Below are 25924 nucleotides of genomic sequence, written 5' to 3'. Positions count from 1 at the left end.
TCGATCCCGGATGGTCCTCTCTGTTACGGGGCACTCAGCAGGCAGAAGCAGCGATCCCGGCAGTGACGAGGAGTAGTCATGGCTGAGCAGAAGTCGTCCTCGGCCCTCACCGCGCCCCTGCGGAACGCGGCCTCGGCGGTGCGGAAGGTACCCGGCGCCGGAGCCGTGACCAAGGCCGCGGAGGGAACGTTGGACAAGATCGGTGCGGTGTCGCCGCGAGGCCGCCGGATGGCCGTGTACGCGGGAGCCGGGGTGCTCGGGGTGGCCGGGGTCGTGGAGTGGCCGGTCGCGCTGACCGGCGCCGCGGTGGCCTGGCTGACCCAGCCGCGGCCGGGGCAGAGCGGTGAGAGCACGGCCATGAAGGCGACGACCCCGGGGACGACGGAAGGCTCGGGCCACGGCGCCTACGTGGCGATGGGCGACGCCGCGACGGAGCCCGGGCCGGGCGCGGGCGTGGCGGGTCCGGGCCCGCTGCGCGGGGACGAGATGCCGGACGGACCGGCGGCGGCGTCGGCCGGGCCCGCCACCACCGCGGCCGCGGCTGCCGCACTCGGACCGGACGTACCGGTCGCGACACCCCACGACCAGCCCGCGCCCGCCGACCTCGACAGGCCCACCGGACAGCACCGGTCCACCGACCTCGGCACACCCGCCGGACAGGACACGACGGCTGGACCGAGCACACCCGCCGGACAGGACACGGCGGCTGGTCTCGGCGGGTCCGCCGAACAGGACACGGCGGCCGAGCCGGGCGCGACCGCCGAACCGTTCGACCCCGATCCCTACGAGGACACGCTCGCCCCGCCCGCCGGATCGACCGCACCGGCCCCGGCCGACGAGGACGACGCCCCACTCGGGGCCGCGCCGCCCGCCGACCCGACCGCGCCGCCCGCCGGCTGATGCGGGCCGGGGGTGCGTGATGGCGTTCGGACTGCCGAGAGTGCCGTCCCTGGCCACGCGGGCGGTGTCCGCGGCGCCCGGACTGCTGGCCAGGGCGGCCGCGCCGGGAATCGGCGCGGCCGCCGGAGCCGCCGCCGGAACCGCGCGGGCCGGTGTCCGGAGCCTGGACACGGCCGTCCGCATGACGCGTGCGGCCCGCAACGCGCTGCTCGGGGCCGAACGGCAGTGGCGCTCCGGCGCCCGGGCGCACCTGGCGCTGCGGGCGGCGGATCCGGCGCGGGCCGACAGGGCCGGGGTGCGCCGGCTCGCCGCGCAGGTCGCCGCCGAGCTGGCCGAGCATCCGGACGTGCTCTTCGCCTACTGGGACGAGGGGCTCGGGCGGCTGGTGGTGGCCGCGACCGAGGAGGCGGTCACCGACGAGGTGCTGGAGTACGCGAGCGATCTCGCCGTCCGCTCCGGTCTCGTGGCGGACGACGGCGGCCCCGAGGACATCACGCACCCGGCGGACCGGCAGGGCATCCGTGCGGCCCTGGCGACCCTCGCGGCCGACCTGGTCGGCACCGGCGTGGGCGTCGCCGCGTACACGCTGCGGCTGCCGCCGTCGCCGCGGGTGGTGACCGCGCTGGTGACCGTCCTGCGGGAGAACCCCCGCTTCCGCGGCCTGCTCCGCGCCCACCTGGGTGCCGACGCCATGGACCTGCTGCTGACGTGCGCGAACGCGGCGGCCCACGGAGCCGGGCAGACCCCCGCGGCGCTGCTGCTCGACGGAGCCCTGCGCGGCTGCCGGCTCGCCGACACGATGGCACGGGCGGCCGCCTTCGAGCTGTTCCACGACGAACTGTGCACCCCGGACCGGCCGAGCACCGGAGACGACGGCCGCCCGCGCCCGCCCCTGCGCACGCCCCCGTCCGCGGACTACGCCAACCACGCGTTCGCCGGCAGCGTCCTGGGCGCGGCCGCCACCCTGCTGGTCAAACACGACGTCACCGAGGCGGCGGAGGCGGTCCTCGCGGCCTCGCCGAAGGCCGCCCGGTACGGGCCGACCGCCTTCGAGGCGGTTCTCAGTGCCGTACTGGCCCGTTCGGGACTGCTCGTCCGCGACCCCGAGCGGCTGCGGGAGCTGGAACTCGTCGGCACCCTCGTGCTGCATCCGAGCGCGGTCCGGGGCGCGGACGGGGAGGCCGATCCCTGGACGGAGCCGGTGCTGGACGCGGCCAGGCGCGCCGGGCTGCGGGTCGTCCTGGTGGACGACCCGGCGCTGGAGGACTTCACCGGCCTCGCCGACCAGGTGGTGGACGCCCGACGGCCGCTGGACGACGTGGTGTGCTCCCTGCCCGAGGACTCGGGCGCGGTGATCACGGTGGCCCGGCTGTGGTCGGAGCGGGACCACGGGCTGCTGGCCGGGCTGCTCGCCGGGGACATCGCGGTCGCGCTCGCCGACGCCGGCAGCACGGTCGTCTGGGGTGCCGACGCCCTCGCCCTGCACGGACTGCCCGACGTGTGGCGGCTGTTGATCGCGGTGCCGGCCGCGCGCCGGGTGGGCCGGCGTTCGCAGATCCTGGCCCGGTCGGGGGCCGCGCTGTCCGGGCTGCTGGTGGCCGTCGGCGAGTCGAGGAGCGGGCGCGGCCGACTGGCCGCGCTGCCCGGGATGCGGCACGCGCCGGTGGACGGTGCCGCCGCGACGGCCCTGCTGTCGGGGACCTGGGAGGCGCTGCGGGTGGCACGGGCCGACACGCCGCACCCCAGGGCCCGGGTGCACTGGCACGAACTGGGCCCGCGGGAAACCCTGGAGCGCCTGGAGCACGAACGGGAGCCGGTGCCGCCCGAGGAGCGGCAGCGGGCCGCGGAGCCGTCCCGCAACCCGCTGCTCACCCCGGTGCGGTGGACGCGCCGGCTGGCCGGTGCCGTGCGCAGCGAGCTGGACGACCCGCTGACCCCGGTGCTGGCGGTCGGCTCGGCCGCATCCGCGATCGTCGGCTCGGTGGTGGACGCCCTGCTGGTGGTCGGCGCGCTCGACCTGAACGCGCTGATCGGCGGCATCCAGCGGCTGCGGGCCGAACGGGCCGTGTCCGGGCTGCTCGCCGAGCAGCAGCGGCAGGCGCGGGTGGCGGACTCCCCCGACGAACCGGTCACCCACACCGTCGACGCGGCGCGTCTGGTGCCGGGCGACGTGATCGACCTGCACACCGACGACGTGGTGCCGGCCGACGCGCGGGTGCTGTCGGAGGACGGCCTGGAGGTCGACGAGTCCGCGCTGACCGGGGAGTCGGTGCCGACGGAGAAGCACACCGCGGCGACCCCGCACGTGCCGGTGGCGGACCGGCACTCCATGGTCTTCGAGGGCACCACGGTGGCCGCGGGGCAGGCGCGCGCGGTGGTCGTGGACACGGGCGAGCGCACCGAGTCCGCGCGCGCCGTCCACCTGGCCGCGCGTACGCCACCGGCCGCCGGAGTGCAGGCCCGGCTGCACGAACTCACCGCGCAGGCACTGCCGTTGACGCTGGGCGGCGGCGCCGCGGTCACCGGTCTCGCACTGCTGCGGGGCAGCCCGATCAGGGCGGCGGTCAGCGGCGGGGTCGCCGTGGCCGTGGCCGCCGTGCCCGAGGGGCTGCCGCTGGTGGCGACGGTCGCCCAGCTGGCCGCCGCCCGGCGGCTGAGCCGGGACGGGGTGCTGGTCCGGGCACCCCGCGCGCTGGAGGCGCTGGGCCGGATGGACACCGTCTGCTTCGACAAGACCGGCACGCTCACCGAGAACACGCTGCGCCTGGCGCGGGTGACCGACGGCGAGGGCCACGGCCACCCGGTGGGCGACGAACAAGCGGCCGGCACCCTGCGGGTGGCGGCCCGGGCCTGCCCCCAGGTCGGCAACGGCGACAAGCCGCCGGACCACGTCACCGACGCGGCGGTCCTGGAGGCGGCCGAACCCGAGCCCGACTGGGTCCAGGTGGAGGGACTCCCGTTCGAGGCGGCCCGCGGGTACGCGGCCGCCGTCGGCCGGTCCGGCGACGGACCGCCGCTGCTGGTGGTGAAGGGAGCACCGGAGACCGTCCTGCCGGCCTGCTCCGGCCTCCATGAGGCCGCCTCGGCGACGGCGCAGTCGCTGGCCGCGGAGGGCCTGCGGGTCCTCGCCGTCGCCCAACGCCGGCTCGACGACGCCGAGGACGTCTCGGGCGTTCTCGAACCGCCTTTGGAGCGGCTTGAGTTCGTCGGTCTGCTCGCCCTCGCGGACACCCCGCGCGAGACCTCCACCGCCCTGGTGCGCGGTCTGCGGGAGGAGGGCGTACGACCGGTGATGCTCACCGGCGACCATCCGGGGACGGCCCGGACGATCGCCGCCGAACTGGGCTGGCCCGCGGACACCGTCGTGGTGACCGGCGACGACCTCGCGGCCGCCGACCGCTCGGGCAGGGCCCGTGTGCTGCGCGACGCCGGTGTGGTGGCGCGTGTCGCGCCGGAGCAGAAGCTCCAGGTCATCGAGGCGCTGCGGGACGCGGGCCGGGTGGTCGGCATGGTCGGGGACGGCGCCAACGACGCGGCGGCGATCCGTGCCGCAGATGTCGGCGTGGGCATCAGCACCCGGGGTTCGGCCGCCGCCCGCAACGCCGCCGACCTCGTCCTGACCGACGACGACCTGACGGTGCTGATCGACGCGGTGCGGGAGGGCCGGTCGCTGTGGCACGGGGTCGCGGACGCCGTCGCCATCCTCATCGGCGGCAACGCGGGCGAGGTCGGTTTCGGTGTGCTCGGCACCCTGCTGGCCGGCCGGGCTCCGCTGTCCACCCGGCAGATGCTGCTCGTCAACCTCCTCACGGACCTGTTCCCGGCGATGGCGGTGGCCGTCACCCCGAAGGAGCCGGACGAGCGGGAGGACCCCGGTTCGCCGTCGGCCGCGCTCGGAGCGCCGCTGCTGCGGCAGATCCGGCACCGTGCGCTGACGACCAGTGTGGGCGCGCTCCTGGCCTGGCTCGCCGGCCGGGCCACACCGGGAACGGCCCGCCGTTCCAGCACGATGGCGCTGGCCGCGGTGGTCGGCACCCAGCTCCTGGGGACCCTGCTGGACCGCCGTGACAGCCCGCTGGTGCGGTTCACCGCGCTCGGCTCGGCGGCGGTGCTGATCGCGCTCGTCGAGACGCCGGCGGTCAGCCACTTCTTCGGCTGCACCCCGCTGGGCCCGGTGGCCCTGACCGCGGTGGCCGCGTCGATCGCGCTGGCGGTCTGGAGTCAGCGCGCCCTGCCGTTCCTGGAGCGGAAGGTCACGGATCTGCTGCCCGCCACGTGAGCGCCCGCCCCGTGAGCGTGCCGTGCCGCGGGCCCGGCGCGGACCAACGACCGCCGCTGGACGGCCGGATGGCGAAGGGTGAGACTGAGGGGATTCCGACGCCCCCGCCGCCAGGACGGTGACCATGGACGAGACGACAGCTCCGCCGCGTGTGGAGCTCACCGCGCAGGCCGCCGATCTGGTGCGCCGACTGCACGCCGAGCACGGTCCGCTGATGTTCCACCAGTCCGGCGGCTGCTGCGACGGCAGCGCGCCCATGTGCTACCCGGACGGCGAGTTCCGCACCGGCGGCTCGGACGTGCTGCTGGCCGAACTCGCGGTGGACGGCGTCGCGGAGCCGGTCACCTTCTGGATGTCCCGCAGCCAGTACGAGGTGTGGAGCCACACCCGCCTGATCGTGGACGTGGTCCCCGGACGCGGTAGCGGATTCTCGCTGGAGGCGCCCGAGGGGGTGCGTTTTCTCACCCGTTCTCGCGTAGTCGACGTCTAGGGGCCTCGTAGGTCACCCGCGTCTGCTGCACTTCCCTGTGTCCTGTGGAACTTGACGAGACATCAGGGGGTGCGGTGACGCTTCGTCGGAGACGACCGGCAGCGACGGCCCGAACTCTGTTCACGATTCTCACCACGTCCGGCGTGCTGGCCGGTGCGGCCCTCACGGGGGCGGCACCGGCCGGCGCCGTGCCGGGGGCCGGCCGGATCCCGTCCGGGATCACCTACCGGCAGTTCGACGTCCCGGCGGCCAGGGGCACGGTCCATGCCCACGTGCTGACCGTCGACCTGACCGACCCGCACGTCCGGGTGGACCTGCTCACCCCGGGCGCGGTGGCCGCCCGTGCGCGGGTGTCCGCGATGGCCGACGCGGCCGGTGCCGTCGCGGGCGTGAACGGCGACTTCTTCGACATCACCGAGACCCAGCACCCGGGCGTCGAGTCGACCGGGGCGAGCGTCGGCCCGGCGATCGCACAGGGCAGGGTGCTCAAGTCCGCGGTGCCCACGGCGCAGCGGTTCGGTCCCTCGCTGCCGCCGGGCACCACCACCACCGACGTCTTCGGCGTGGGCGTGGACCGCCGGGCCCGGCTCGGCCGGCTGGTGTTCACCGGCACGGTACGCACCCCCGCCGGGAGCCTCCCGCTGCGCGGGCTCAACCAGTACGCGCTGGCGCAGGGCAGCGTGGGCGCCTACACCGCCGCCTGGGGCTCGGCCTCCCGCAGACGCGCCACCTGCGGTTCGGACACCGACCGGGCGGCCGGGTGCAGCGCGGACACCTTCGAGGTCCGGGTCCGCGACGGCAGGGTGGTCGGCACCTCCCGGACTCCGGGCAGCGGCCCGATCGCGGCGGGGACGACCGTCCTGCTGGGCCGGGAGGCGGGCGCGGACCGGCTGCGCCGGCTCTTCCGGGGCGAACCGGTGACGGTCCGCGGGCACTGGGTGGCGTCCGGCGCCAGGGCCCCCTACCGCTTCGCGGTCGGCGGCTACCCGGTGCTGCGCGACGGCGAGCCGCTGCCCGGTCTGGACGGCAACGTCTCGGCCGTGCGTACGGCGGTGGGATACGCGAGCGGCGGACGCCGGCTCCTGATGCTCGCACTCGACGGCGCGACCGCCTACCGCAAGGGCATGACGATCGCGGAAGTCGCCTCGGAGATGCGGGCGTTGGGCGCGACCGACGCGTTCAGCCTGGACGGCGGCGGCTCCACGACCATGGTGGCCAGGACGGCGGGGGCGAAGACGGTGCGCGTGCTCAACCACCCGACCGACAGCCCGGAACGCGCCGTGGCGAACGGCATCGGGGTGTTCTGGAAACCCTGACCGGTGGTGGGCCGACGGCGGGCCGTCGGCTCACGGCCGCAGGCTGCTGACCAGGTCGGCGGTCGCGGTGAGTCCGGTGCTGATGGTGGGCGCCATGCTGGTACTGGCCAGGAAGAAGCCGAGCACCATGCAGACCAGGGCGTGCGAGATCTTCAGCCCGCCCTGGCGCATGAAGAGCACGGCCACGAACAGGAGCAGCAGCACCACAGAGATGGAAACGGCCATCGCGAACCTCCTCCGCCACGCCCTGTTCGGGGCGTTCGGCCGCAAGTGTGGCGTAGCGGAGGGTCGGCCCGCGCAGCTGACACGTCCCCCGTTCGGGTGGTGTCACCGGTGGGACGGCCGCTGCGTCACGGCGCCTGGAGATCGACGAGTCCGGCGAGCGTCTCGCGGTGCGCCCCCGCCGTCCCGAAGGCGATCGAATCCGCCTTGGCCCGCTTCAGGTACAGATGGACCGGATGCTCCCAGGTCATGCCGATCCCCGCGTGCAGCTGCAACGCCTCCTCGGCCGCGCGCACGGCGACCGGCCCCGCGTACGCCTGGGCGACGGCCACCAGGACATCCGTGTCCTCGCCTGAGGCCAGCGCGTCGGCGGCGCCCCGCGCGGCGGCGCGGAGGTTGACGACCTCCAGCCACAGCTGCGCGAGCCGGTGCTTGAGCGCCTGGAACCCGCCCACCGGCCGGTTGAACTGCTTGCGTTCCTTCAGGTAGCGGACGGTCTCCGTCAGCGCCCACTCGGCGACCCCGAACTGCTCCGAGGCCAGCAGCCCGGCCCCGGCCCGCAGCGCACGCCGTACGGCCGGTTCCGCGTCCCCCAGGCGACGCCCCGCGGCCCCGTCGAGCGTGACCGTGGCCGGCGGCCGGGTGAGGTCGAGGGCCGGCCGCGGGGTGACGGTCACCGCCGCCGCCTCGACCGCGTACAGGCCGCCGTCGTCCCCGGGCACCAGCAGCACGTCCGCGGCGAGCGCGTCCGCGATCCCGGTCAGTTCGCCGCGCAGCAGCCCGTTCTCGACCCGTACGGCGTCGAACGCGGCGCCTGGCGCCACGTGCAGCCCCACGGCCAGCGCCCCGATCGTCCGCCCGGACGCGAGCCGCCCCAGCAGCTCCGCGTCCCCGCAGGCCAGCAGCGCCTCGGTCGCCACCACGGCACTGGTCAGATACGGCACGGGCGCCACCGCCCGCCCCAGCTCCTCCAGGACGACGGCGGCTTCCCGGTGCGAGGCGCCCTGGCCGCCCAGCTCCTCCGGCACCAGCAGACCGGCCAGGCCCATGCCGTCGGCCAGCGCCTTCCAGGCCGCCAGGTCGTGCGGGGCGTCCGACTCGGTGCGGGCGATGACGCCGGGGGCGTCACAGTGGTCGGTGAGCAGGTCCCGCACGGCGGAACGCAGCGCCTCTTCCTCCTCCGAGTACAGCAGGTCGGGCTGTGTGCTCATCGGGCCAGGTCCTTCCATGCGACGTCCTTGTCGGTGCGCGGCTCAGCGGGCAGGCCCAGGACGCGCTCGGCGACGATGTTCAGCAGGACCTCGCTGGTCCCGCCCTCGATGCTGTTGCCCTTGGCGCGGAGGTAGCGGTAGCCGGCGTCACGGCCGGTGAAGTCGACCAGTTCGGGCCGGCGCATGGTCCAGTCGTCGTACAACAGGCCTTCCGCGCCGCGCAGTTCCACCTCCAGGCCGCTGATCTCCTGGTTGAGGCGGGCGAAGGCGAGCTTCATTCCGGCGCCCTCGGGGCCGGGCTGGCCGGCGACGAGCTGCTGCCGCAGGCGTTCGGCGGTGAGCCGGGCGACCTCGGACTCGACCCACAGCTTCAGCAGCCGCTGGTGCAGGTCGTGGGTGCGCAGCTCGGGGCGTTCGCGCCAGGTCCTCGCGACCGGGCCGATCATGCCGCCCTCGCGGGGCAGCCGCATGCCGCCGATGGCGACGCGCTCGTTGTTCAGCGTGGTCTGGGCGACCCGCCAGCCGTCGCCGACCTCACCGAGGCGGTGGGCGTCGGGGATGCGGACGTCGGTCAGGAAGACCTCGTTGAACTCGGCCTCGCCGGTGATCTGGCGCAGCGGGCGCACGTCCACGCCGGGGTCGGTCATGTCGCAGACGAAGTAGGTGATGCCCGCGTGCTTGGGCACGTCGGGGTCGGTGCGCGCGATGAGGATGGCCCAGCGGGCGTTGTGCGCGGTCGAGGTCCACACCTTCTGGCCGTTGACCACCCACGCGTCACCCTCGCGCACGGCCCGGGTGCCGAGCGCGGCGAGGTCGGACCCGGCGCCCGGCTCGCTGAAGAGCTGGCACCAGACCTCCTCGCCGGTCCACAGCGGCCGCAGGAAGCGCTGCTTCTGCTCCTGGGTGCCGTACTTGAGGATGGTCGGCGCGGCCATGCCGAGGCCGATGCCGTTGCGCCGGGGGTCGTTGTCGGGGGCGCCGGCGGCTTCCAGCTCGGCGTCCACGACGGCCTGGAGGGAGCGCGGAGCCCCGAGCCCGCCGAGCCCTTCCGGGAAGTGCACCCAGGCGAGTCCCGCGTCGAAGCGGGCCCTGAGGAAATCGAGCCTGTCCGTCGTGGCGGGCGGGTGGACGGCCAGCAACTCGGCTGTGCGGCGCTTCAGTTCGGCGGCGTCGGTCATGCCGTGGCTCCCTTCGGCACGACGGCGACCCGGCCGGTGGTGACTCCGTCGCCGACCCGCTGCACGGCCGCCGCGGCCTCGGTCAGCGGTACCCGCTCGCTGACCAGCGGCTTGATGGCGCCGCTCGCGGCCAGTCGGGTGAGCTGCTCGTGGCAGTGCGCGATCAGCTCGGGGTTCTTGGTGGCGTACAGGCCCCAGTGCAGGCCGAGGATCGAGTAGTTCTTCACCAGGGCGTGGTTGAGCGCCGGGCTGGGGATGGTGCCGCTCGCGAAGCCGACGACCACGATCCGTCCCTCGAAGGCGACGACCTTGGCGGACTGGGTGTAGGCCGCACCGCCGACCGGGTCGAAGACCACGTCGGCGCCCCGGCCGCCGGTGGCCTCCTTCACGGCGGCGACGACGTCCTCGGAACGCCGGTCGATCACGGCGTCACAGCCCAGTTCGCGCGCCACGGCCGCCTTGTCGGCGCCGCCGACGACACCGATGACCGTCGCCCCGGCCGCCTTGCCGAGCTGCACGGCCGCGCTGCCGACCCCGCCCGCGGCGGCGTGCACGAGGAGAGTCTCGCCGGCCTGGAGCGCAGCCCGGCGGTGCAGGGCGAACCAGCCCGTCTGGTAGCCGATGTGCAGCGCGGCGGTCTCGGCGTCGTCCAGCGCCTCCGGCGCGGGCAGCAGGGCGGCGGCGGCCGCGACCGCGTACTCGGCGAAACCGCCGTGGGGCAGCGCGGGGTTGGCGATCACCCGGCGTCCGTCCTCGGTCTCACCGCAGATCTCCACACCGGGGGTGAACGGCAGCGGCGGGCGCACCTGGTACTGGCCCCGGCACATCAGCACGTCCGGGAAGTTGATGTTGGCGGCGCGCACCTTCAGCAGGACCTGGCCGTCGCCGGGCGTGGGCCGCTCCACCTCCTGGAGCCGCATCACCTCGCTCGGTTCACCGTTCTCGTGCACTTGCCATGCCTGCATGCGGTGCCTCCAGGGACTGCTTCGTCGGGGTCCACCGCATACTAAGCGGTCGCTTGCCGCCGGGGGAACAGGGTCCTGGGAAACAGCCTCAGCTCTTGGGGCGCGCCCGGACGTGCATCCGCTCCCCCTGCGGCCCGAAGAGGCTGAGGAACTCCACCGGCCCCTCCCCCGTCGACCCGAACCAGTGCGGCACCCGGGTGTCGAACTCCGCCGCCTCGCCCGCCCCGAGGACGACGTCGTGCTCGCCGAGCACCAGCCGCAGCCTCCCCGCCAGCACGTAGAGCCACTCGTAGCCCTCGTGGCTGCGCGGGTCGGGTTCGGGGGTCCGTTTCGGTTCGACCACCTTGAAGGCCTGGAGGCCGCCCGGCTGCCGGGTCAGCGGATAGAAGGTGCGGCCGTGCCGCTCCATCGGTCTCGCCCGCACCCGGGGGTCGCCGACCGGCGGGGCGCCGACCAGTTCGTCCAGGGGCACCTGGTGGGCCTGCGCGATCGGCAGCAACAGCTCCAGGCTGGGCCGGCGCAGCCCGGACTCCAGCCGGGAGAGGGTGCTGACCGAGATGCCGGTGGTCTCGGCCAGCGCGGCGAGGGTCACCTCACGCTCCTTGCGGAGCCGGCGCAGGCGTGGCCCCACGCCCGCGAGAACGTCGTCGGTGGTCATGGCAGGCATTGCAGTTTCGGCAACGTGGTTTGTCAATTCCGCAGCGGCGCGCCGTGCGCGGCCGGCCCACCGGGGTTACGGTCGCCGAAGCGCACCCGGCCACCCGCCAGGGCGACCGGAACCGCGCCGGAGAACCGGTCCCGGGGCGTCCCGGGCGGTGCCGACGAGCGGGGGCCGAGGAGGCGGCGTGGACGGTCGAGAACGGCAGGGGGCACCCGCGGTGCCCGGCTCCGGAACCGCCCGCAGGCGGTTCCTCGGTCTGTGCGCGGGCGTCGGTCTGGGGACGGCGGCCGCCTGCGAGCGGACCGCCCCGGCCCGGCCGCCCGCCGTGCCGGACGCCCGGCTGCCCGAGGCGGAGCGCGAGCGACCGGGGACCGCCGACTGGCGCATCGGGTCCCTCGGCGCGCCCGACGCGATCGCCGGCTACGCCGACCGGGTGAGCGTGACACCGGGCGAACCGTTCGGCCTGTCCGTGTCGACGACGGCCGCCGCGTTCCGGATCTCGGCGCTGCGGGCCGGCTGGTACGGCGGGAAGCGGGCCCGGCGGGTCTGGTACTCGCCCCGCATCCCGGGCCGCGCCCAGCCGGCCCCCGGCATCCTCGCCGCCACCCGCACCGTGCGCGCCGGCTGGCCGCGCACGCTCACCGTGGACACCACCGGCTGGCCGGAGGGGGCGTACCTGCTGCGCCTGGAGGCCGAGAGCGGCCACCAGCGGTACGTGCCGCTGATCGTCCGCTCCACGCGCGGCGCCGGCCGTACCGTCCTGCTGCACGCCCCGGCCACCTGGCAGGCGTACAACAGGTGGGGCGGGCTCAGCCTCTACGCCGGGGCCGACGGCGGTTACGCGGGCCGCTCGCTGGCCGTCACCTTCGACCGGCCCTACGACCTGAGCGGCGCGGAGAAGTTCCTGGTGTACGAGTGGGCCGCGGTCGTGCTGGCCGAACGCCTGGGCATACCCCTCGCCTACACCACCGGGACGGACGTGCACGCCGACCCGGGCGTGCTGGCCGGGGCCGCCGCCGTCGTCTGCCTCGGCCACGACGAGTACTGGACGCCGGAGCAGCGCCGTCATGTCACGGCCGCCCGGGACGCGGGCACCAACATCGCCTTCCTCGGCGCGAACACCTGCTTCCGCCGGATCCGGCTGGAGGCCTCGGACGCCGGCCCCGGCCGTACCGTCGTCTGCTACAAGTCCTCGTACACCGCCGACCCCTGTTTCCCGGCCCGCCCCGCCCTGGTCACCACCGACTTCCGCGCCGCTCCGGGCGCCGACCCGGAGTCCTCCCTCACCGGAGTGCTCTACGAGGGCTACCCGGTGGACGCCCCCTACGTCGTCACGGCACCGGACCACTGGCTGTACGAGGGCACCGCGGTCCGCGCCGGCCAGGGCTTCGGCCATCTGGTGGGCGTCGAGTACGACCGGGTCCCGGCCGGTACGACCGCCCCGGGCCCGCTGGAGATCACGGCCCACTCCCCGCTGGTGTGCAACGGCCGGAGCAGCCACAGCGACTCGGCGTACTACACCGTGTCCGGCGGAGCCGGGGTCTTCGCGTCCGGCACCATGCGCTGGGTGGAGGCGCTGATGGCGGCCTCCGGCGACGGCGCCGGGCACCACGGCATGGACGCGGCCACCCGCGTCTTCGTCACCCGCACCACGGAGAACCTGCTGCGTGCCTTCGCCGAGGGCCCGGCGGCCCGCCACCGGCCGGCGCCGCGCCCCAACACCCGGCAGGTGTACGCGACCGCCCCGGCCTGACGCCGGGCACCGGCACCGGGTGTCGACGGGCCGTATCCGGAGCACTATGGCTGCATGCTGCTGACCCGGCTCGCCGAAGTGTCCCGGGAGGTGGCCGCCACCGCGGCCCGGTCCCGCAAGACCGCCCTGCTCGCCGAGCTCTTCCGGGAGACGGCCCCCGACGACGTACCGGTCGTCATCCCCTATCTGGCCGGGCGGCTCCCGCAGGGCCGCCTCGGCGTCGGCTGGAAGGTGCTGAGCCGGCCCGTCGAGCCCGCCGCCGAACCGACCCTCACGGTCCGCGAGGCCGATGCCCGGCTGAGCGAGCTAGGCAAGGTCTCAGGAGCCGGTTCGCAGGCCGAACGGGTCAGGCTCGTGGGCGCGTTGATGGGCGCGGCGACCGCCGACGAGCAGCGGTTCCTGCTCGGTCTGATCACCGGGGAGGTCCGGCAGGGCGCCCTGGACGCCCTCGCCGTCGAGGGACTGGCCCAGGCGACCGGCGCGGACGCGGCCGACGTACGGCGCGCGGTGATGCTCGCCGGGTCGCTCCAGGCGGTGGCCGAGGCGCTGCTCGCCGACGGTCCGCCGGCCCTCGCCCGGTTCCGGCTCACCGTGGGCCGCCCGGTCCATCCGATGCTGGCCCACACCGCCGCCTCGGTCGGCGAGGCGGTGCGGAAGCTGGGCGGCTGCGCGGTCGAGGAGAAGCTGGACGGCATCCGGGTCCAGGTCCACCGGGACGGGGACACGGTACGCGTCTTCACCCGCACGCTGGACGACATCACCGACCGGCTGCCCGAGGTCACCGGCGCGGCCAGGGAGCTGGCGGGCGACCGGTTCGTCCTGGACGGGGAGGTGATCTCCTTCGACGCGGCCGGGCGGCCGCGCTCGTTCCAGGAGACGGCGGGCCGGGTCGGTTCCCGCACGGACGTGGCGAGGGCGGCGCGCGAGGTCCCGGTGTCGCCCGTCTTCTTCGACGCGCTCCGGGTCGGCGACCACGACCTGCTGGACCTCCCCTTCGCCGAGCGCCACGCGGAGCTGGCCCGCCTCGTCCCCGAGCCGATGCGGGTGCGCCGGGCCCTGGTGGCCGGGGAGCAGGAGACGACGGCCGCCGAGGAGTTCCTCACCGCCACCCTCGACCGCGGCCACGAGGGGGTGGTCGTCAAGGCCCTGGACGCCCCGTACAGCGCGGGCCGCCGGGGCGCCGCCTGGCTGAAGGTCAAGCCGGTGCACACGCTCGACCTGGTCGTCCTGGCCGCGGAATGGGGCCACGGCCGGCGCACCGGCAGGCTCTCCAACCTCCACCTGGGCGCGCTCAACCCGGACGGCACCCTGGCCATGCTCGGCAAGACCTTCAAGGGCATGACCGACGCGATGCTCCAGTGGCAGACCGCCCGGCTGAAGGAACTGGAGGTCTCGGACGACGGCCGGGTGGTGACCGTACGCCCCGAACTCGTGGTCGAGATCGCCTACGACGGCCTGCAGCGGTCCACCCGCTACCCGGCCGGCGTCACCCTGCGGTTCGCGCGGGTCGTGCGCTATCGCGAGGACAAGCGGCCTCAGGAGGCCGATACGGTGGAGGCCCTGTTGGCCGCCCACCCGGAGGTACGGCGTTGACGGAGCCGAAGCGGAGCGCGGGTCTGCTGTTGTTCAGGCGCACGGGTGCGGGCGTCGAGGTGCTGCTCGGGCACATGGGCGGCCCGTACTACGCGAAGAAGGAAGCGGGCGCGTGGGGCGTTCCCAAGGGCGAGTACGAGCCCGGTGAACCGGCCTGGGAGGCGGCCCGGCGCGAGTTCCGGGAGGAGCTGGGCCTGGCGCCGCCGGACGGCGAGGCGATCGCCCTGGGCGAGGTCCGGCAGGCCAACGGCAAGATCGTCACGGCGTGGGCGGTCGAGGCGGACCTGGACCCGGCGACGATCGTCCCCGGCACCTTCACGATGGAGTGGCCGCCCCGCTCGGGCCGGGTCCAGGAGTTCCCGGAGCTGGACCGGGTGGCCTGGTTCGCCCCGGACCGCGCCCGCGAGGTGATCATTCCCGCCCAGGCCGCGTTTCTCGACCGGCTGGCGGAGCACTCGGGCTGAACAGGGGCCTACGCGTTGCGGTCGCCCGGGCCGCGCGGGAAGGTCGTAGCAAGCCCGCTCCCAGGGAGGTCAGCCATGCCCATCGCCACGGTCAACCCGGCGAACGGCGAGACGCTCGAAACGTTCGAGCCCATGGACGAGGACGAGCTCGAACGCCGGCTCGAACTCGCCGAGGCGACGTTCCGTACGTACCGCACGAGCAGCTTCGCCGAGCGCGCCCGGCTGCTGCACCGGGCCGCCGACCTGCTGGACGCGGACCAGGACGACATCGCGCGCACCATGACCACCGAGATGGGCAAGCCGCTGAAGCAGGCCCGCGCGGAGGCCGCGAAGTGCGCGAAGGCGATGCGCTGGTACGCGGACCACGCCGAGGAACTGCTGGCCGACGAGGAGCCGGCCGAGACGGACGTGAAGGAGTCGGGCGCGTCCCGGGTGCGGGTGCGCTACCGCCCGGTCGGGCCGGTGCTGGCCGTGATGCCGTGGAACTTCCCGCTCTGGCAGGTGGTCCGGTTCGCGGCGCCCGCGCTCATGGCGGGCAACGTGGGCCTGCTCAAGCACGCCTCCAACGTCCCGGGGACCGCGCTGTACCTGGAGGACCTGTTCCACCGGGCGGGCTTCACCGAGGGCTGCTTCCAGACCCTGCTGATCGGCTCCGGCGCGGTCGACGACATCCTGCGCGACGACCGGGTGAAGGCGGCGACCCTCACGGGCAGTGAGCCCGCGGGCCGGGCGGTGGCCGCCACCGCCGGGGAGATGATCAAGAAGACGGTGCTGGAACTGGGCGGCAGCGACCCCTTCGTGGTGATGCCGTCGGCCGACGTCGACCGGGCCGCGAGCGTCGCGGTGACCGCGCGGGTGCAGAACAACGGGCAGTCGTGCATCGCCGCGAAGCGGTTCATCGTCCACACGGACGTCTACGACGCGTTCGCCGAGAGGTTCGTGGCCGGCATGCGGGCGCTCACGGTCGGCGACCCCATGGACGAGGGGACGGACGTCGGCCCGCTCGCCAGCGAGCGGGGGCGCGCGGACCTGGAGGAACTCGTCGAGGACGCGAAGCGGTCGGGCGCCGAGGTGCTGTGCGGCGGGGAGCGGCCGGACGGGCCCGGCTGGTTCTACCCGCCGACCGTGCTCGCCGGGATCCACCGGGACATGCGGATCCACCGCGAGGAGGCGTTCGGGCCGGTGGCCACGCTGTACCGGGCCGGGGACCTGGACGAGGCGGTCCTCATCGCCAACGATTCACCCTTCGGACTGAGTTCGAACGTGTGGACGCGTGACGAGGCCGAAGTGGACCGGTTCGTGCGGGACCTGGAGGCGGGCGGTGTGTTCGTCAACGGCATGACCGCCTCCCACCCCGCGTTCCCCTTCGGGGGTGTGAAGCGGTCCGGATACGGCCGTGAGCTGTCCGGGCACGGAATCCGGGAGTTCTGCAACATCACCACCGTTTGGCAGGGTGCGTGACGGTCGCGCGGCTACGATCCCGAGTGTGAACCGCGAAGTGACCCTGCCTCTGATCGTCGACGACCGCGGTACCTTGCAGGTGGCCGCGGCCGACGTGAGTAAGTTGTTGCGGACGTTGGGGGCGCGGTGGCTGCGTCTTGTCGAGGCCGACGAAGGCGGGCTGGACGAGGACACGGTGGCCGCTCTGACCATCGAGCTCGCCAAGCTGGCCGACCGGATCGACGTGGCCTGCATCGCCCACAGCAGCGGACAGGGGGGGTAGTCGCGCGCGTCGCTGCGGCGACTGCCCTGACCTGGTCTTGTTCGGCCTTTCCGCGGCCCGGGCCGGACGGCACGTCCTGCTCCTCGGGGGTACCTCTGCGGTGATTCGACCCCGACACGGGGTCACCGGTTCGGAGTAGTCCGACGCGAGATCGTCGCCCTCTCGGGTGATCGTGAGGGGACCACCTCCTGAGGTGAACCACCTTCCAACCGGCGGGCCCAAACCCGCCGGAAGGCTGAAAGCAGGCACGGTTCATGGCGACTTTGTGCAAACCCTCAGTGTCGGTCCCGGAGTACGTGATCACGATGGAGGAGACGCTGGAACTGGCGCGCTCCCACCACGAGAACCACCCGCAGCTGCCGTTGGCGCTGAGACTGATCGAGAACACGGGCGTTCGCACCCGGCACATCGTGCAGCCGATCGAGGAAACCCTCAAGCACCCCGGATTCGAGGAGCGCAACAAGCTCTACGAGGCCGAGGCCAAGGCCCGGGTCCCCGCAGTCATCCAGCGTGCGCTCGACGACGCCGAACTCCTCACCACCGACATCGACGTGATCATCTACGTCTCGTGCACGGGCTTCATGATGCCGTCGCTCACGGCGTGGCTGATCAACGAGATGGACTTCGACTCCACCACCCGTCAGCTGCCCATCGCCCAGCTGGGCTGCGCGGCCGGCGGAGCGGCCATCAACCGGGCGCACGACTTCTGCTCGGCGTACCCGGACGCCAACGCGCTCATCGTGGCCTGCGAGTTCTGCTCGCTGTGCTACCAGCCCACCGACCTCGGCGTCGGCTCGCTGCTCTCCAACGGCCTGTTCGGTGACGGCATCGCCGCCGCCGTGGTCCGCGGCAAGGGCGGCACCGGCGTCGAGCTCGAACGCAACGGCTCGTACCTGATCCCGAAGACCGAGGAGTGGATCATGTACGACGTCCGGGCCACCGGGTTCCACTTCCTGCTGGACAAGCGGGTGCCCGCGACGATGGAGCCGCTCGCGCCGGCCCTCCAGGACCTGGCGGGGCTGCACGGCTGGAACGCCGCCGACCTGGACTTCTACATAGTCCACGCGGGCGGCCCCCGCATCCTCGACGACCTGAGCAAGTTCCTCGAGGTCGATCCGCACGCGTTCCGGTTCAGCCGGTCCACGCTCACCGAGTACGGCAACATCGCGAGCGCCGTCGTCCTGGACGCGCTGCGCCGGATGTTCGACGAGGGCGGCGCCGAGCACCGGGCGCGCGGCCTGCTCGCCGGGTTCGGTCCCGGCATCACCGCGGAGATGTCGCTGGGTCGCTGGCGGCGTTCGGACGAAGAGGCGGCCTGACCGAGATGACGCTCACCGAACCACTCGACCCGGCCGACGAGGCACCCGGCGCGGTGCCCCTGGACGCCGCCTGCCAGGTCCGGCACTGGGAGGTGCCGGACCTGGCGGGGGTGGACTTCGACCCCACCCTGGCCGAGCTGATGCGCGAGGGCCCGGTCACCCGGATCCGGCTGCCGAACGGCGAGGGCTGGGCGTGGCTGGTCACCCGGTACGACGACGTACGCATGGTGGCCAACGACCCCCGGTTCAGCCGCGAGGCGGTGATGAACCAGCCGGTCACCCGGCTCGCCCCGCACTTCATCCCGGACCGGGGCGCGGTCGGCTTCCTCGACCCGCCCGACCACACCCGGCTCCGCCGTACGGTGGCCCCCGCGCTCACCGGCAAGGGCGTGGAGCGGGTCCGGGAGAAGGCGCGCCGGATGCTGGACGAGATCGTCGACGAACTCGTCCAGGACGGGCCCCCGGCCGACCTCACGGCGACGGTCCTCAGCCCGTTCCCCATCGCGGTGATCTGCGAGGTGATGGGCGTACCGGCCGCCGACCGGCACAGCATGCACATCTGGACCCAGCTGATCCTGTCCTCCAGCCACGGCAAGGAGGTCAGCGAGAAGGCCAAGCGGGAGATGAGCGCCTACTTCGGCGATCTGATCGCGCTGCGCGAGGACAGCACGGGCGAGGACGTGACGTCGCTGCTCGGCGCCGCGGTGGGCCGCGGCGAGGTCACGCTGGAGGAGGCGGTCGGTCTCGCCGTCCTGCTCCAGATCGGCGGTGAGGCGGTCACCAACAACAGCGGGCAGATGTTCTACCTGCTGCTGACCCGTCCCGACCTCCTGGAGCGGCTGCGCACCGAGCCGGAGATCCGCCCCCGGGCGATCGACGAGCTCCTGCGCTACATCCCGCACCGCAGCGCGGTCGGGCTGTCCCGGATCGCCCTGCGGGACGTGGAGATCAAGGGCGTTCTGATCCGCGCGGGCGACCCGGTCTACGTCTCGTACCTGGCCGCCAACCGCGACCCGGACGTGTTCCCCGACCCGGAGACGATCGACTTCGCCCGCAGCCCCAACCCCCACCTCGCCTTCGGGGTCGGCCCGCACTACTGCCCCGGCGGCCGGCTCGGCCGGCTGGAGGAGGAGTTGCTGGTCGACGCCCTCCTCGACCGGCTGCCCGGACTGCGGCTCGCCGTGCCCCCGGAGCAGGTGCCCTTCCGCAAGGGCGCGTTGATCCGGGGACCCGAGGCCCTTCCGGTGACCTGGTGAGCGGCCCATGACGACCACCGAGGGACTTCTCGTACCGCCGGGTCACGGGCGTGTGGTCCAGACACCGGCCCAGCGTGTCACGTTCAAGGTGACGGGCGCGCACTCACGGATGGCCTCCACCTTCGAGGTGGAGGTCCCGCCGGGCTTCGACGTGGGCGCCCATGTGCACACCCGCAGCGAGGAGCTGTTCTACGTCCTCGAAGGCGAACTGGACGTCCTCGCCTTCGAGCCACGCATCCGCACCCCCGACAACTGGCAGCGCTGGGAGTCGAGTTCGGGTTCGAAGGTGGTGCGGGCGACCCCGGGCACGGTGATCGTCGTCCCCCCGGGCTGCCCGCACGCCTTCGCCAACCCGACGGACACCCCGGCGAAGATGTTCTTCCAGGCGTCCCCGCCACCGGACCACGAGCGCTACTTCGAGGAGCTGCTGGAGATCCTGGGCAGCGGCGGCCCACCCGATCACGAGGCGATCGAGGAACTCCGCAGCCGCTACGACATCGAGCAGCTCACACCTCTGAAGCACCGGTGAGGAGCCGCCCCAGGGGTGCGGCTGTCCGCGACGCACCCGCACCCCTGGGGCGCTACCGGATCGGCATCCCCGCCAGCGTCCGCGCGATCACCAGGCGCTGGATCTCACTCGTGCCCTCGAAGATCGTGTAGATGGCCGCGTCCCGGTGCATCCGCTCCACCGGATACTCCCGCGTGTACCCGTTGCCGCCGAGGATCTGGATCGCCTGCGCGGTGACCTTCTTGGCCGTCTCGCTGGCGAACAGCTTCGACATCGACCCCTCGGCCGCGGTGAACGGCTTCCCGCTGATCGCCATCCAGGACGCCCGCCACACCAGCAGCCGGGCCGCGTCGATGGAGGTACGCATGTCCGCGAGCTGGAAGGCCACGCCCTGGTTGTCGATGATCGGCCGCCCGAACTGTTCACGGGTCCTGGCGTAGTCGAGGGCGACTTCGTAGGCGGCACGTGCCGTGCCGACGGCCATCGCACCGACCGCGGGCCGGCTCGCCTCGAACGTGGCCATCGCCGCGTTCTTGACGCGCTCGCCGCCCGACCTCGCCCGCTCCCGGGCCCGGGCCAGCCGCTCGTCCAGCTTCTCCTTGCCGCCGAGCAGGCAGGAACCGGGCACCCGGACGCCGTCGAGGATGACCTCGGCGGTGTGCGAGGCGCGGATCCCGTGCTTCTTGAACTTCTGCCCCTGGGCGAGCCCGGGCGTTCCCGGCGGCACGATGAAGGACGCGTGGCCCTTGGAGCCGAGCTCCGGGTCGACGACCGCGACGACCACGTGGACGTTGGCGATGCCGCCGTTGGTGGCCCAGGTCTTCGTGCCGTTGAGCACCCACTCGTCCTTGGCCTCGTCGTAGACGGCCTTGGTGCGCATGGAGGCCACGTCGGAGCCGGCGTCCGGCTCGGAGGAGCAGAACGCGGCGACCTTGACGTCGTTCGGGTCGCCGTACATCTGGGGGATCCAGGTGCCGATCTGCTCCTCGGTGCCGTTGGCGAGGACGCCGACGGCGGCCAGACCCGTGCCCACGATGGACAGGGCGATGCCCGCGTCGCCCCAGAACAGCTCCTCCATGGCCATCGGTATGCCGAGGCCGGTGGGGTCGAAGTACTGCTGCGCGTAGAAGTCGAGGGAGTAGATGCCGACCTTCGCGGCCTCCTGGATGACCGGCCAGGGAGTCTCCTCACGCTCGTCCCATTCGGCGGCGGCGGGACGGATGACGTCGGCGGCGAAACGGTGCAGCCAGTCCCGGACCTCCTTCTGTTCGTCGTTGAGCTCCATGGTGAACTCGGCCATGACCCCTCCAGCGGCGGCGCATAATGTGTTACTAGCGGTAACCCAAGTCTGTTACTGGTCAGTAGGAAAAGTCAACTCCCGAGGTCACCTCGGCAGCCAGTTCGATACGGGGCGGCTGCCAGGTGTTAGTTTGCGCAGGCGTCAGCGAAACAGCACGGGGTGGGGAGAGCACATGGACACCACACAGCGGACCGAACAGCAGCGGTCCGCCGACCGCCGACGGCGTGAGCTGCTGGAGGCCGCCGACCGGGTGGTGCTGCGCGACGGCCCACAGGCTTCCATGAACGCGATCGCGGCGGAGGCCGGCATCACCAAACCGATCCTGTACCGGCACTTCGGCGACAAGAGCGGGCTCTACGCGGCGCTGGCCAAGCGGCACACCGACGCGCTGCTGAACTCGCTGCGCGCGGCGCTGGACGCGCCCGCGGACCGCCGTGAGCGGGTCGAGGCGACGCTGGACACCTACCTCGCGGCGATCGAGGCGCGGCCGCAGGTGTACCGGTTCCTGATGCACCCCGCCGAGGGCGGCACCGGGGCGGACCAGGGGTTCGACGTCGGCAAGCATTCGGCGCCGCTGTTGCGCAGGATGGGCGAGGAACTGGCGCAGGTCATCGAGGACCGGCTGGACCTCGGGCCGAACAGCCAGCAGCTGGCCCGGGTGTGGGGGCACGGGATCGTCGGGATGATGCACGCGGCCGGGGACTGGTGGCTGGGGGAACGGCCGTGTTCCCGTGACGAGTTGGTGAAGAGTCTGGCCGATCTGCTGTGGGGGCGGCTTGCCGCGGCGGGGGACAGAGTGGGGGGTCCTGGGTTCTGAGGGTCGTGTGTCGTCGGACGGCCGGTGGGGGCTGGTCGCGCAGTTCCTCGCGCCCCCTTCGGGGCGCGTCCGCTCACCGGTGCCAAGAGGATCTGGCCACCTGTCGCATCAGTCTGCGCCTGCGCCAGCCCCTGACGTGGTCGGCGTAGACGTGACCCTCCAGGTGGTCGGTCTCGTGCTGGAGGCACCTCGCGAAGAAGCCCGTGCCGTCGATCGTGACCGGGTCGCCCTGGGCGGTGAAGCCCTCGACCACCGCGTGGTCGTAGCGCTCCGTGCCCGCCTCCAGGCCCGGCAGGGACAGGCAGCCCTCCGGGCCACGCAGCGTGACGCCGTCCGTCGTGACCAGGCGCGGGTTCACCACGTGACCCAGGTGCCGGACGTCCTCGTCGTCGGGGCAGTCGTAGACGAACACCCGCAGCGGCTCCCCCACCTGGTTGGCCGCCAGGCCCACCCCCTCCGCCGCGTACATCGTCGCGAACAAGTCCTCCACCAGACGGGAGAGTTCGGGGCCGAAGTCGGTGACCTCCGCGCAACGGGCGTGCAGGACGGGGTCACCGAGCAGGACGAGGGGCCGGACCCGCCCGCGGGCGCCCGGAATGGAACCGTGTCGCATGGCCGCAAGGGTACGGTTCGAATCAGCCCCTGCCCGCCGCGCTGGCGAGGGCCGCAATTCGGGTGTGCGAACGGATCTCGATAGGCTTACCTCACACCACGTTGCCGGATGGCTGAGGCGCGGCGCGTACGCAAGGAGGATCGAGAACTGATGGCAGGCAACTCGGACCCGCTCACGCCGCGGGCCAAGCTGGCCGTGACCGCGGGCAAGGCGGTCGCGGCGGCATCGCGGGCAGCGGGGCGCGGCAGCGGATCCGTGATCGGGGGCCGGGTCGCGCTCAAACTCGACCCCGACCTTCTCGCCCGGCTCGCTCAGAACCTGGACGTGACGCTCGTCTCGGCGACGAACGGCAAGACGACGACCACCCGGCTCATCGCCGAGGCGCTGAAGGCCGCGGGGCCGGTCGTGTCCAACGCGCTCGGGGCCAACATGCCGGCCGGCATCACGTCGGCGCTCGCGGGCGGCTCGGAGTCCAAGTTCGGTGTCATCGAGGTCGACGAGAAGTACCTGGCCGGGGTGGCCCGGGACACCGACCCCAAGTGCATCGCCCTGCTCAACCTCTCCCGCGACCAGCTCGACCGCGCCGCCGAGACCCGGATGCTCGCCGAGAACTGGCGGGAGGGTCTGGCCGGGTCGAAGGCCGTCATCGTGGCGAACTGCGACGACCCGCTGGTGGTGTGGGCCGCGTCCTCCTCCCCCAACGTGGTCTGGGTCGCCGCCGGGCAGATGTGGAAGGACGACGCCTGGTCCTGCCCGTCCTGCGGTGGCGTGATGCAGCGGCCGGGCGACGACTGGTTCTGCGGCGAGTGCGGGTTCCGCCGGCCGACGCCGAGCTGGGTGCTGTCCGGGGACCACGTGCTCGACCCGCACGGGTCCGCCTGGCCCATCCACCTCCAGCTCCCGGGCCGCGCCAACAAGGCGAACGCCGCCTCCTCGGCCGCCGTGGCCGCCGTCTTCGGGGTGCCGCCGCAGGTCGCCCTGGAACGGATGTACCAGGTGCAGGCCGTCGCGGGACGGTACGACGTCGTGCAGTTCCAGGGACGGGACCTGCGGCTGCTCCTCGCCAAGAACCCGGCCGGCTGGCTGGAGACGTTCTCCCTGATCGACCCGCCGCCGACCCCGGTGATCCTCTCGGTGAACGCGCGCGGCGCGGACGGCACCGACACCTCGTGGCTGTGGGACGTGGACTACACGCGCCTCACCGGCCACCCGATCTTCGTGCTCGGTGACCGCAAGCTCGACCTCGCCGTCCGTCTGGAGGTCGCGGGCCAGCACTTCCAGGTCTGCGACTCCCTCGACCAGGCCGTGCAGATGTGCCCGCCGGGCCGTATCGAGGTCATCGCGAACTACACGGCGTTCCAGGACCTGCGCCGCCGCGTCGGCAACTGACTGACCCCCGAAGGAACGATCACCTCATGAGCGACAACCAACTGCGGCTGGTGTGGATCTACCCGGACCTGCTCAGCACCTACGGCGACCAGGGCAACGCCCTCGTGGTGGAGCGCCGGGCCCGGCAGCGCGGTCTCGACGTGGCCCGGCTGGACGTGCGCAGTGACCAGCCGATCCCGACCTCCGGCGACATCTACCTGATCGGCGGCGGCGAGGACCGGCCGCAGCGGCTCGCCGCGGAGCGGCTGCGCCGTGACGGGCACCTGTACCGGGCGGTGGAGAACGGCGCGATCGTGTTCTCCGTCTGCGCCGGCTACCAGATCCTCGGCCACGAGTTCATCAACGACCTGGGGCAGCGGGAGCCGGGACTCGGCCTGCTGGACGTGACGACCGTGCGCGGCACCGGCGAGCGGTGCGTCGGTGACGTCCTCGCGGACATCGACCCGCGCCTGGGGCTGCCCCAGCTGACCGGGTTCGAGAACCACCAGGGCGTCACCCAGCTCGGCCCCACCGCCCGCCCCTTCGCCCGGGTCCAGCTGGGCCGGGGCAACGGCACCGGGGACGGCACGGAGGGCGCGTACAACGAGACCGTCTTCGGTACGTACATGCACGGGCCCGTGCTCGCCCGCAACCCGCTCATCGCCGACCTGCTGCTGAAGTTGGCGCTCGACGTCAACGCGCTGCCGCCGATCGACGACCGGTGGTACGAGGCGCTCCGCACCGAGCGCATCGCGTCCGCCCAGCAGCCCGCCTGAGCTGGGTCGGAGAGGCCGGTTCCGGGCCCGCCTGACAGGGTGTCCGCTCACATGTGCGGGCACGTCCAGCAGGCGGACGCCCGGTGCGGAGGGACCCCCTCGCGCGGGTAGGGTGACGGCGATGACAGCCGGACAGCGTGGTCCGGTCTTCGGCCCACGTGGAGAAGGTTGTTTCGGGCTATGCGCATTGGTGTCCTCACGTCCGGCGGCGACTGCCCCGGCCTGAACGCCGTCATCCGGTCCGTCGTCCACCGTGCCGTCGCCGACCACGGCGACGAGGTCATCGGTTTCCGGGACGGCTGGAAGGGCCTCCTGGAATGCGACTACCTCAAGCTCGACCTCGACGCCGTGGCCGGCATCCTGGCCCGCGGCGGCACCATCCTCGGGTCCTCCCGGGTCCAGCCCTCGCACCTGCGGGACGGCGTGGAACGGGCCAGGGGCCACGTCGCCGAGCTCGGCCTCGACGCGATCATCCCGATCGGCGGTGAGGGCACGCTGAAGGCGGCCCGGCTGATGTCGGACGCCGGCCTGCCGATCGTCGGCGTCCCGAAGACCATCGACAACGACATCGCCGTCACCGACGTCACCTTCGGCTTCGACACGGCCGTGGGAGTCGCCACCGAGGCCCTCGACCGGCTGAAGACCACCGCCGAGTCCCACCAGCGGGTGCTCGTCGTGGAGGTCATGGGGCGGCACACCGGCTGGATCGCCCTGCACTCCGGCATGGCCGCCGGCGCCCACGCCATCGTCGTGCCCGAGCGGCCCTTCGACATCGAGGAGCTGGCCCGCCGGGTGGGTGAGCGGTTCGAGGCCGGGAAGCGGTTCGCCATCGTCGTCGCGGCGGAGGGGGCGAAGCCGAAGGCCGGCAGCATGGAGTTCGACGAGGGCGGCAAGGACATCTACGGGCACGAGCGGTTCGCCGGGATCGCCCGGCAGCTCTCGGTCGAGCTGGAGCAGCGGCTCGGCAAGGAGGCGCGGCCGGTGATCCTCGGGCACGTCCAGCGCGGTGGCACGCCCACGGCGTACGACCGGGTGCTGGCGACGCGGTTCGGGTGGCACGCGGTGGAGGCGGCGCACCGGGGCGAGTTCGGGAACATGACCGCGCTGCGGGGGACGGACATCGTGATGGTGCCGTTGGCCGAGGCGGTGGAGACCTTGAAGACGGTTCCCTCGGAGCGGTACGACGAGGCGGAGACCGTGCTGTAGGGGTTG

22 protein-coding genes and 1 pseudogene are annotated in these 25924 nt (G+C 73.4%); 16 read left to right on the top strand and 7 right to left on the bottom strand.

Going from position 1 to position 25924, the window contains the following annotated elements:
• Positions 1–78: 78 nt before the first annotated feature.
• The 4 genes and pseudogenes from AB0G52_RS15805 to AB0G52_RS15790 all read left to right on the top strand — a co-directional run.
• A pseudogene (locus tag AB0G52_RS15805) lies at positions 79–339 on the top strand (hypothetical protein); the annotation flags it as partial.
• A gap of 580 nt (positions 340–919) precedes the next feature.
• Positions 920–5179, top strand: a complete 4260-nt coding sequence (locus AB0G52_RS15800) for a cation-translocating P-type ATPase (RefSeq protein WP_361336867.1) — start codon at positions 920–922, stop codon at positions 5177–5179.
• A 124-nt stretch (positions 5180–5303) separates the two neighbouring features.
• Complete coding sequence (locus tag AB0G52_RS15795) at positions 5304–5669, top strand: DUF779 domain-containing protein (RefSeq protein WP_132887895.1); 366 nt, start codon at positions 5304–5306, stop codon at positions 5667–5669.
• A gap of 143 nt (positions 5670–5812) precedes the next feature.
• The gene (locus AB0G52_RS15790) at positions 5813–6985 is read left to right on the top strand and encodes a phosphodiester glycosidase family protein (protein WP_361336865.1); all 1173 of its coding nucleotides are present in this window, start codon (positions 5813–5815) and stop codon (positions 6983–6985) included.
• A 30-nt stretch (positions 6986–7015) separates the two neighbouring features.
• On the opposite strand, the gene AB0G52_RS15785 is transcribed toward AB0G52_RS15790, so the two are convergent.
• The 5 genes from AB0G52_RS15785 to AB0G52_RS15765 all read right to left on the bottom strand — a co-directional run bounded on the left by AB0G52_RS15785 (position 7016) and on the right by AB0G52_RS15765 (position 11219).
• Positions 7016–7210, bottom strand: coding sequence for a hypothetical protein (locus AB0G52_RS15785; RefSeq protein ID WP_132887893.1), 195 nt, complete (start codon positions 7208–7210; stop codon positions 7016–7018).
• Between the two features lie 125 nt (positions 7211–7335).
• Positions 7336–8418: an acyl-CoA dehydrogenase family protein gene (locus AB0G52_RS15780; RefSeq protein ID WP_361336863.1), complete on the bottom strand. Its 1083-nt coding sequence runs from the start codon at positions 8416–8418 to the stop codon at positions 7336–7338.
• A complete protein-coding gene (locus tag AB0G52_RS15775; protein WP_361336861.1) occupies positions 8415–9596 on the bottom strand; it encodes an acyl-CoA dehydrogenase family protein in 1182 nt (393 codons plus the stop codon). Before AB0G52_RS15775 ends, AB0G52_RS15780 begins: the two co-directional genes overlap by 4 nt.
• On the bottom strand, positions 9593–10561 hold the full coding sequence (locus AB0G52_RS15770) for an NADPH:quinone oxidoreductase family protein (RefSeq protein WP_361336859.1): 969 nt from the start codon (positions 10559–10561) through the stop codon (positions 9593–9595). Before AB0G52_RS15770 ends, AB0G52_RS15775 begins: the two co-directional genes overlap by 4 nt.
• Before the next feature lie 88 nt (positions 10562–10649).
• Positions 10650–11219: a cupin domain-containing protein gene (locus AB0G52_RS15765; protein WP_132887889.1), complete on the bottom strand. Its 570-nt coding sequence runs from the start codon at positions 11217–11219 to the stop codon at positions 10650–10652.
• A 187-nt stretch (positions 11220–11406) separates the two neighbouring features.
• On the opposite strand from AB0G52_RS15765, the gene AB0G52_RS15760 reads away from it, so the two are divergent.
• The 8 genes from AB0G52_RS15760 to AB0G52_RS15725 all read left to right on the top strand — a co-directional run bounded on the left by AB0G52_RS15760 (position 11407) and on the right by AB0G52_RS15725 (position 19859).
• The gene (locus AB0G52_RS15760; RefSeq protein ID WP_361336857.1) at positions 11407–12975 is read left to right on the top strand and encodes a N,N-dimethylformamidase beta subunit family domain-containing protein; all 1569 of its coding nucleotides are present in this window, start codon (positions 11407–11409) and stop codon (positions 12973–12975) included.
• Positions 12976–13029: 54 nt separating this feature from the next.
• Positions 13030–14568, top strand: a complete 1539-nt coding sequence (locus AB0G52_RS15755; RefSeq protein ID WP_361336855.1) for an ATP-dependent DNA ligase — start codon at positions 13030–13032, stop codon at positions 14566–14568.
• Positions 14565–15032: an NUDIX domain-containing protein gene (locus tag AB0G52_RS15750; RefSeq protein WP_132887887.1), complete on the top strand. Its 468-nt coding sequence runs from the start codon at positions 14565–14567 to the stop codon at positions 15030–15032. Before AB0G52_RS15755 ends, AB0G52_RS15750 begins: the two co-directional genes overlap by 4 nt.
• 75 nt (positions 15033–15107) lie before the next feature.
• Positions 15108–16493 carry an NADP-dependent succinic semialdehyde dehydrogenase gene (locus AB0G52_RS15745; RefSeq protein WP_132887886.1) on the top strand — a complete coding sequence of 462 codons (1386 nt, stop codon included), beginning with the start codon at positions 15108–15110 and terminating at the stop codon, positions 16491–16493.
• 25 nt (positions 16494–16518) lie between these two features.
• Complete coding sequence (locus AB0G52_RS15740; protein WP_132887885.1) at positions 16519–16755, top strand: DUF6213 family protein; 237 nt, start codon at positions 16519–16521, stop codon at positions 16753–16755.
• Positions 16756–17009: 254 nt separating this feature from the next.
• On the top strand, positions 17010–18074 hold the full coding sequence (locus AB0G52_RS15735) for a type III polyketide synthase (protein ID WP_132887884.1): 1065 nt from the start codon (positions 17010–17012) through the stop codon (positions 18072–18074).
• 5 nt (positions 18075–18079) lie between these two features.
• On the top strand, positions 18080–19330 hold the full coding sequence (locus AB0G52_RS15730) for a cytochrome P450 (RefSeq protein ID WP_361336852.1): 1251 nt from the start codon (positions 18080–18082) through the stop codon (positions 19328–19330).
• Positions 19331–19337: 7 nt separating this feature from the next.
• Entirely contained in the window at positions 19338–19859 is a 522-nt protein-coding gene (locus AB0G52_RS15725; RefSeq protein WP_132887882.1) for a cupin domain-containing protein, read from the top strand.
• A 52-nt stretch (positions 19860–19911) separates the two neighbouring features.
• Here the strand turns inward: AB0G52_RS15725 and AB0G52_RS15720 are convergent, their stop codons facing one another.
• Positions 19912–21138, bottom strand: coding sequence for an acyl-CoA dehydrogenase family protein (locus AB0G52_RS15720; RefSeq protein ID WP_361336850.1), 1227 nt, complete (start codon positions 21136–21138; stop codon positions 19912–19914).
• Between the two features lie 172 nt (positions 21139–21310).
• Here AB0G52_RS15720 and AB0G52_RS15715 point away from each other — a divergent pair, with 172 nt between their 5' ends.
• A complete protein-coding gene (locus AB0G52_RS15715; RefSeq protein WP_132887880.1) occupies positions 21311–21955 on the top strand; it encodes a TetR/AcrR family transcriptional regulator in 645 nt (214 codons plus the stop codon).
• A gap of 73 nt (positions 21956–22028) precedes the next feature.
• Here the strand turns inward: AB0G52_RS15715 and def are convergent, their stop codons facing one another.
• Positions 22029–22568: a peptide deformylase gene (gene def / locus AB0G52_RS15710; RefSeq protein WP_132887879.1), complete on the bottom strand. Its 540-nt coding sequence runs from the start codon at positions 22566–22568 to the stop codon at positions 22029–22031.
• Between the two features lie 150 nt (positions 22569–22718).
• On the opposite strand from def, the gene AB0G52_RS15705 reads away from it, so the two are divergent.
• The 3 genes from AB0G52_RS15705 to AB0G52_RS15695 all read left to right on the top strand — a co-directional run bounded on the left by AB0G52_RS15705 (position 22719) and on the right by AB0G52_RS15695 (position 25918).
• Entirely contained in the window at positions 22719–23957 is a 1239-nt protein-coding gene (locus tag AB0G52_RS15705; protein ID WP_132887878.1) for a MurT ligase domain-containing protein, read from the top strand.
• 26 nt (positions 23958–23983) lie between these two features.
• Positions 23984–24712 carry a glutamine amidotransferase gene (locus AB0G52_RS15700; RefSeq protein WP_132887877.1) on the top strand — a complete coding sequence of 243 codons (729 nt, stop codon included), beginning with the start codon at positions 23984–23986 and terminating at the stop codon, positions 24710–24712.
• A gap of 180 nt (positions 24713–24892) precedes the next feature.
• Positions 24893–25918, top strand: a complete 1026-nt coding sequence (locus AB0G52_RS15695; RefSeq protein WP_132887876.1) for a 6-phosphofructokinase — start codon at positions 24893–24895, stop codon at positions 25916–25918.
• Positions 25919–25924: the final 6 nt, after the last annotated feature.

It is taken from the genome of Streptomyces sp. NPDC021562, assembly GCF_040640875.1.
In the GTDB taxonomy this organism is placed as follows: domain Bacteria; phylum Actinomycetota; class Actinomycetes; order Streptomycetales; family Streptomycetaceae; genus Streptomyces.
The sequence above is the reverse complement of the archived record's forward strand: the minus strand, read 5'-3'. Positions and strand labels throughout refer to the sequence as shown.

Excerpts from the sequence above, each read along its gene's own strand:
- def (WP_132887879.1), bottom strand. The coding sequence starts at position 22,568 with ATGCGACACGGTTCCATTCCGGGCGCCCGCGGGCGGGTCCGGCCCCTC.
- AB0G52_RS15705 (WP_132887878.1), top strand. The coding sequence starts at position 22,719 with ATGGCAGGCAACTCGGACCCGCTCACGCCGCGGGCCAAGCTGGCCGTG.
- AB0G52_RS15730 (WP_361336852.1), top strand. The coding sequence starts at position 18,080 with ATGACGCTCACCGAACCACTCGACCCGGCCGACGAGGCACCCGGCGCG.
- AB0G52_RS15755 (WP_361336855.1), top strand. The coding sequence starts at position 13,030 with ATGCTGCTGACCCGGCTCGCCGAAGTGTCCCGGGAGGTGGCCGCCACC.
- AB0G52_RS15785 (WP_132887893.1), bottom strand. The coding sequence starts at position 7,210 with ATGGCCGTTTCCATCTCTGTGGTGCTGCTGCTCCTGTTCGTGGCCGTG.
- AB0G52_RS15770 (WP_361336859.1), bottom strand. The coding sequence starts at position 10,561 with ATGCAGGCATGGCAAGTGCACGAGAACGGTGAACCGAGCGAGGTGATG.
- AB0G52_RS15800 (WP_361336867.1), top strand. The coding sequence starts at position 920 with ATGGCGTTCGGACTGCCGAGAGTGCCGTCCCTGGCCACGCGGGCGGTG.
- AB0G52_RS15720 (WP_361336850.1), bottom strand. The coding sequence starts at position 21,138 with ATGGCCGAGTTCACCATGGAGCTCAACGACGAACAGAAGGAGGTCCGG.
- AB0G52_RS15765 (WP_132887889.1), bottom strand. The coding sequence starts at position 11,219 with ATGACCACCGACGACGTTCTCGCGGGCGTGGGGCCACGCCTGCGCCGG.
- AB0G52_RS15695 (WP_132887876.1), top strand. The coding sequence starts at position 24,893 with ATGCGCATTGGTGTCCTCACGTCCGGCGGCGACTGCCCCGGCCTGAAC.
- AB0G52_RS15745 (WP_132887886.1), top strand. The coding sequence starts at position 15,108 with ATGCCCATCGCCACGGTCAACCCGGCGAACGGCGAGACGCTCGAAACG.
- AB0G52_RS15715 (WP_132887880.1), top strand. The coding sequence starts at position 21,311 with ATGGACACCACACAGCGGACCGAACAGCAGCGGTCCGCCGACCGCCGA.
- AB0G52_RS15795 (WP_132887895.1), top strand. The coding sequence starts at position 5,304 with ATGGACGAGACGACAGCTCCGCCGCGTGTGGAGCTCACCGCGCAGGCC.
- AB0G52_RS15735 (WP_132887884.1), top strand. The coding sequence starts at position 17,010 with ATGGCGACTTTGTGCAAACCCTCAGTGTCGGTCCCGGAGTACGTGATC.
- AB0G52_RS15700 (WP_132887877.1), top strand. The coding sequence starts at position 23,984 with ATGAGCGACAACCAACTGCGGCTGGTGTGGATCTACCCGGACCTGCTC.
- AB0G52_RS15725 (WP_132887882.1), top strand. The coding sequence starts at position 19,338 with ATGACGACCACCGAGGGACTTCTCGTACCGCCGGGTCACGGGCGTGTG.
- AB0G52_RS15775 (WP_361336861.1), bottom strand. The coding sequence starts at position 9,596 with ATGACCGACGCCGCCGAACTGAAGCGCCGCACAGCCGAGTTGCTGGCC.
- AB0G52_RS15780 (WP_361336863.1), bottom strand. The coding sequence starts at position 8,418 with ATGAGCACACAGCCCGACCTGCTGTACTCGGAGGAGGAAGAGGCGCTG.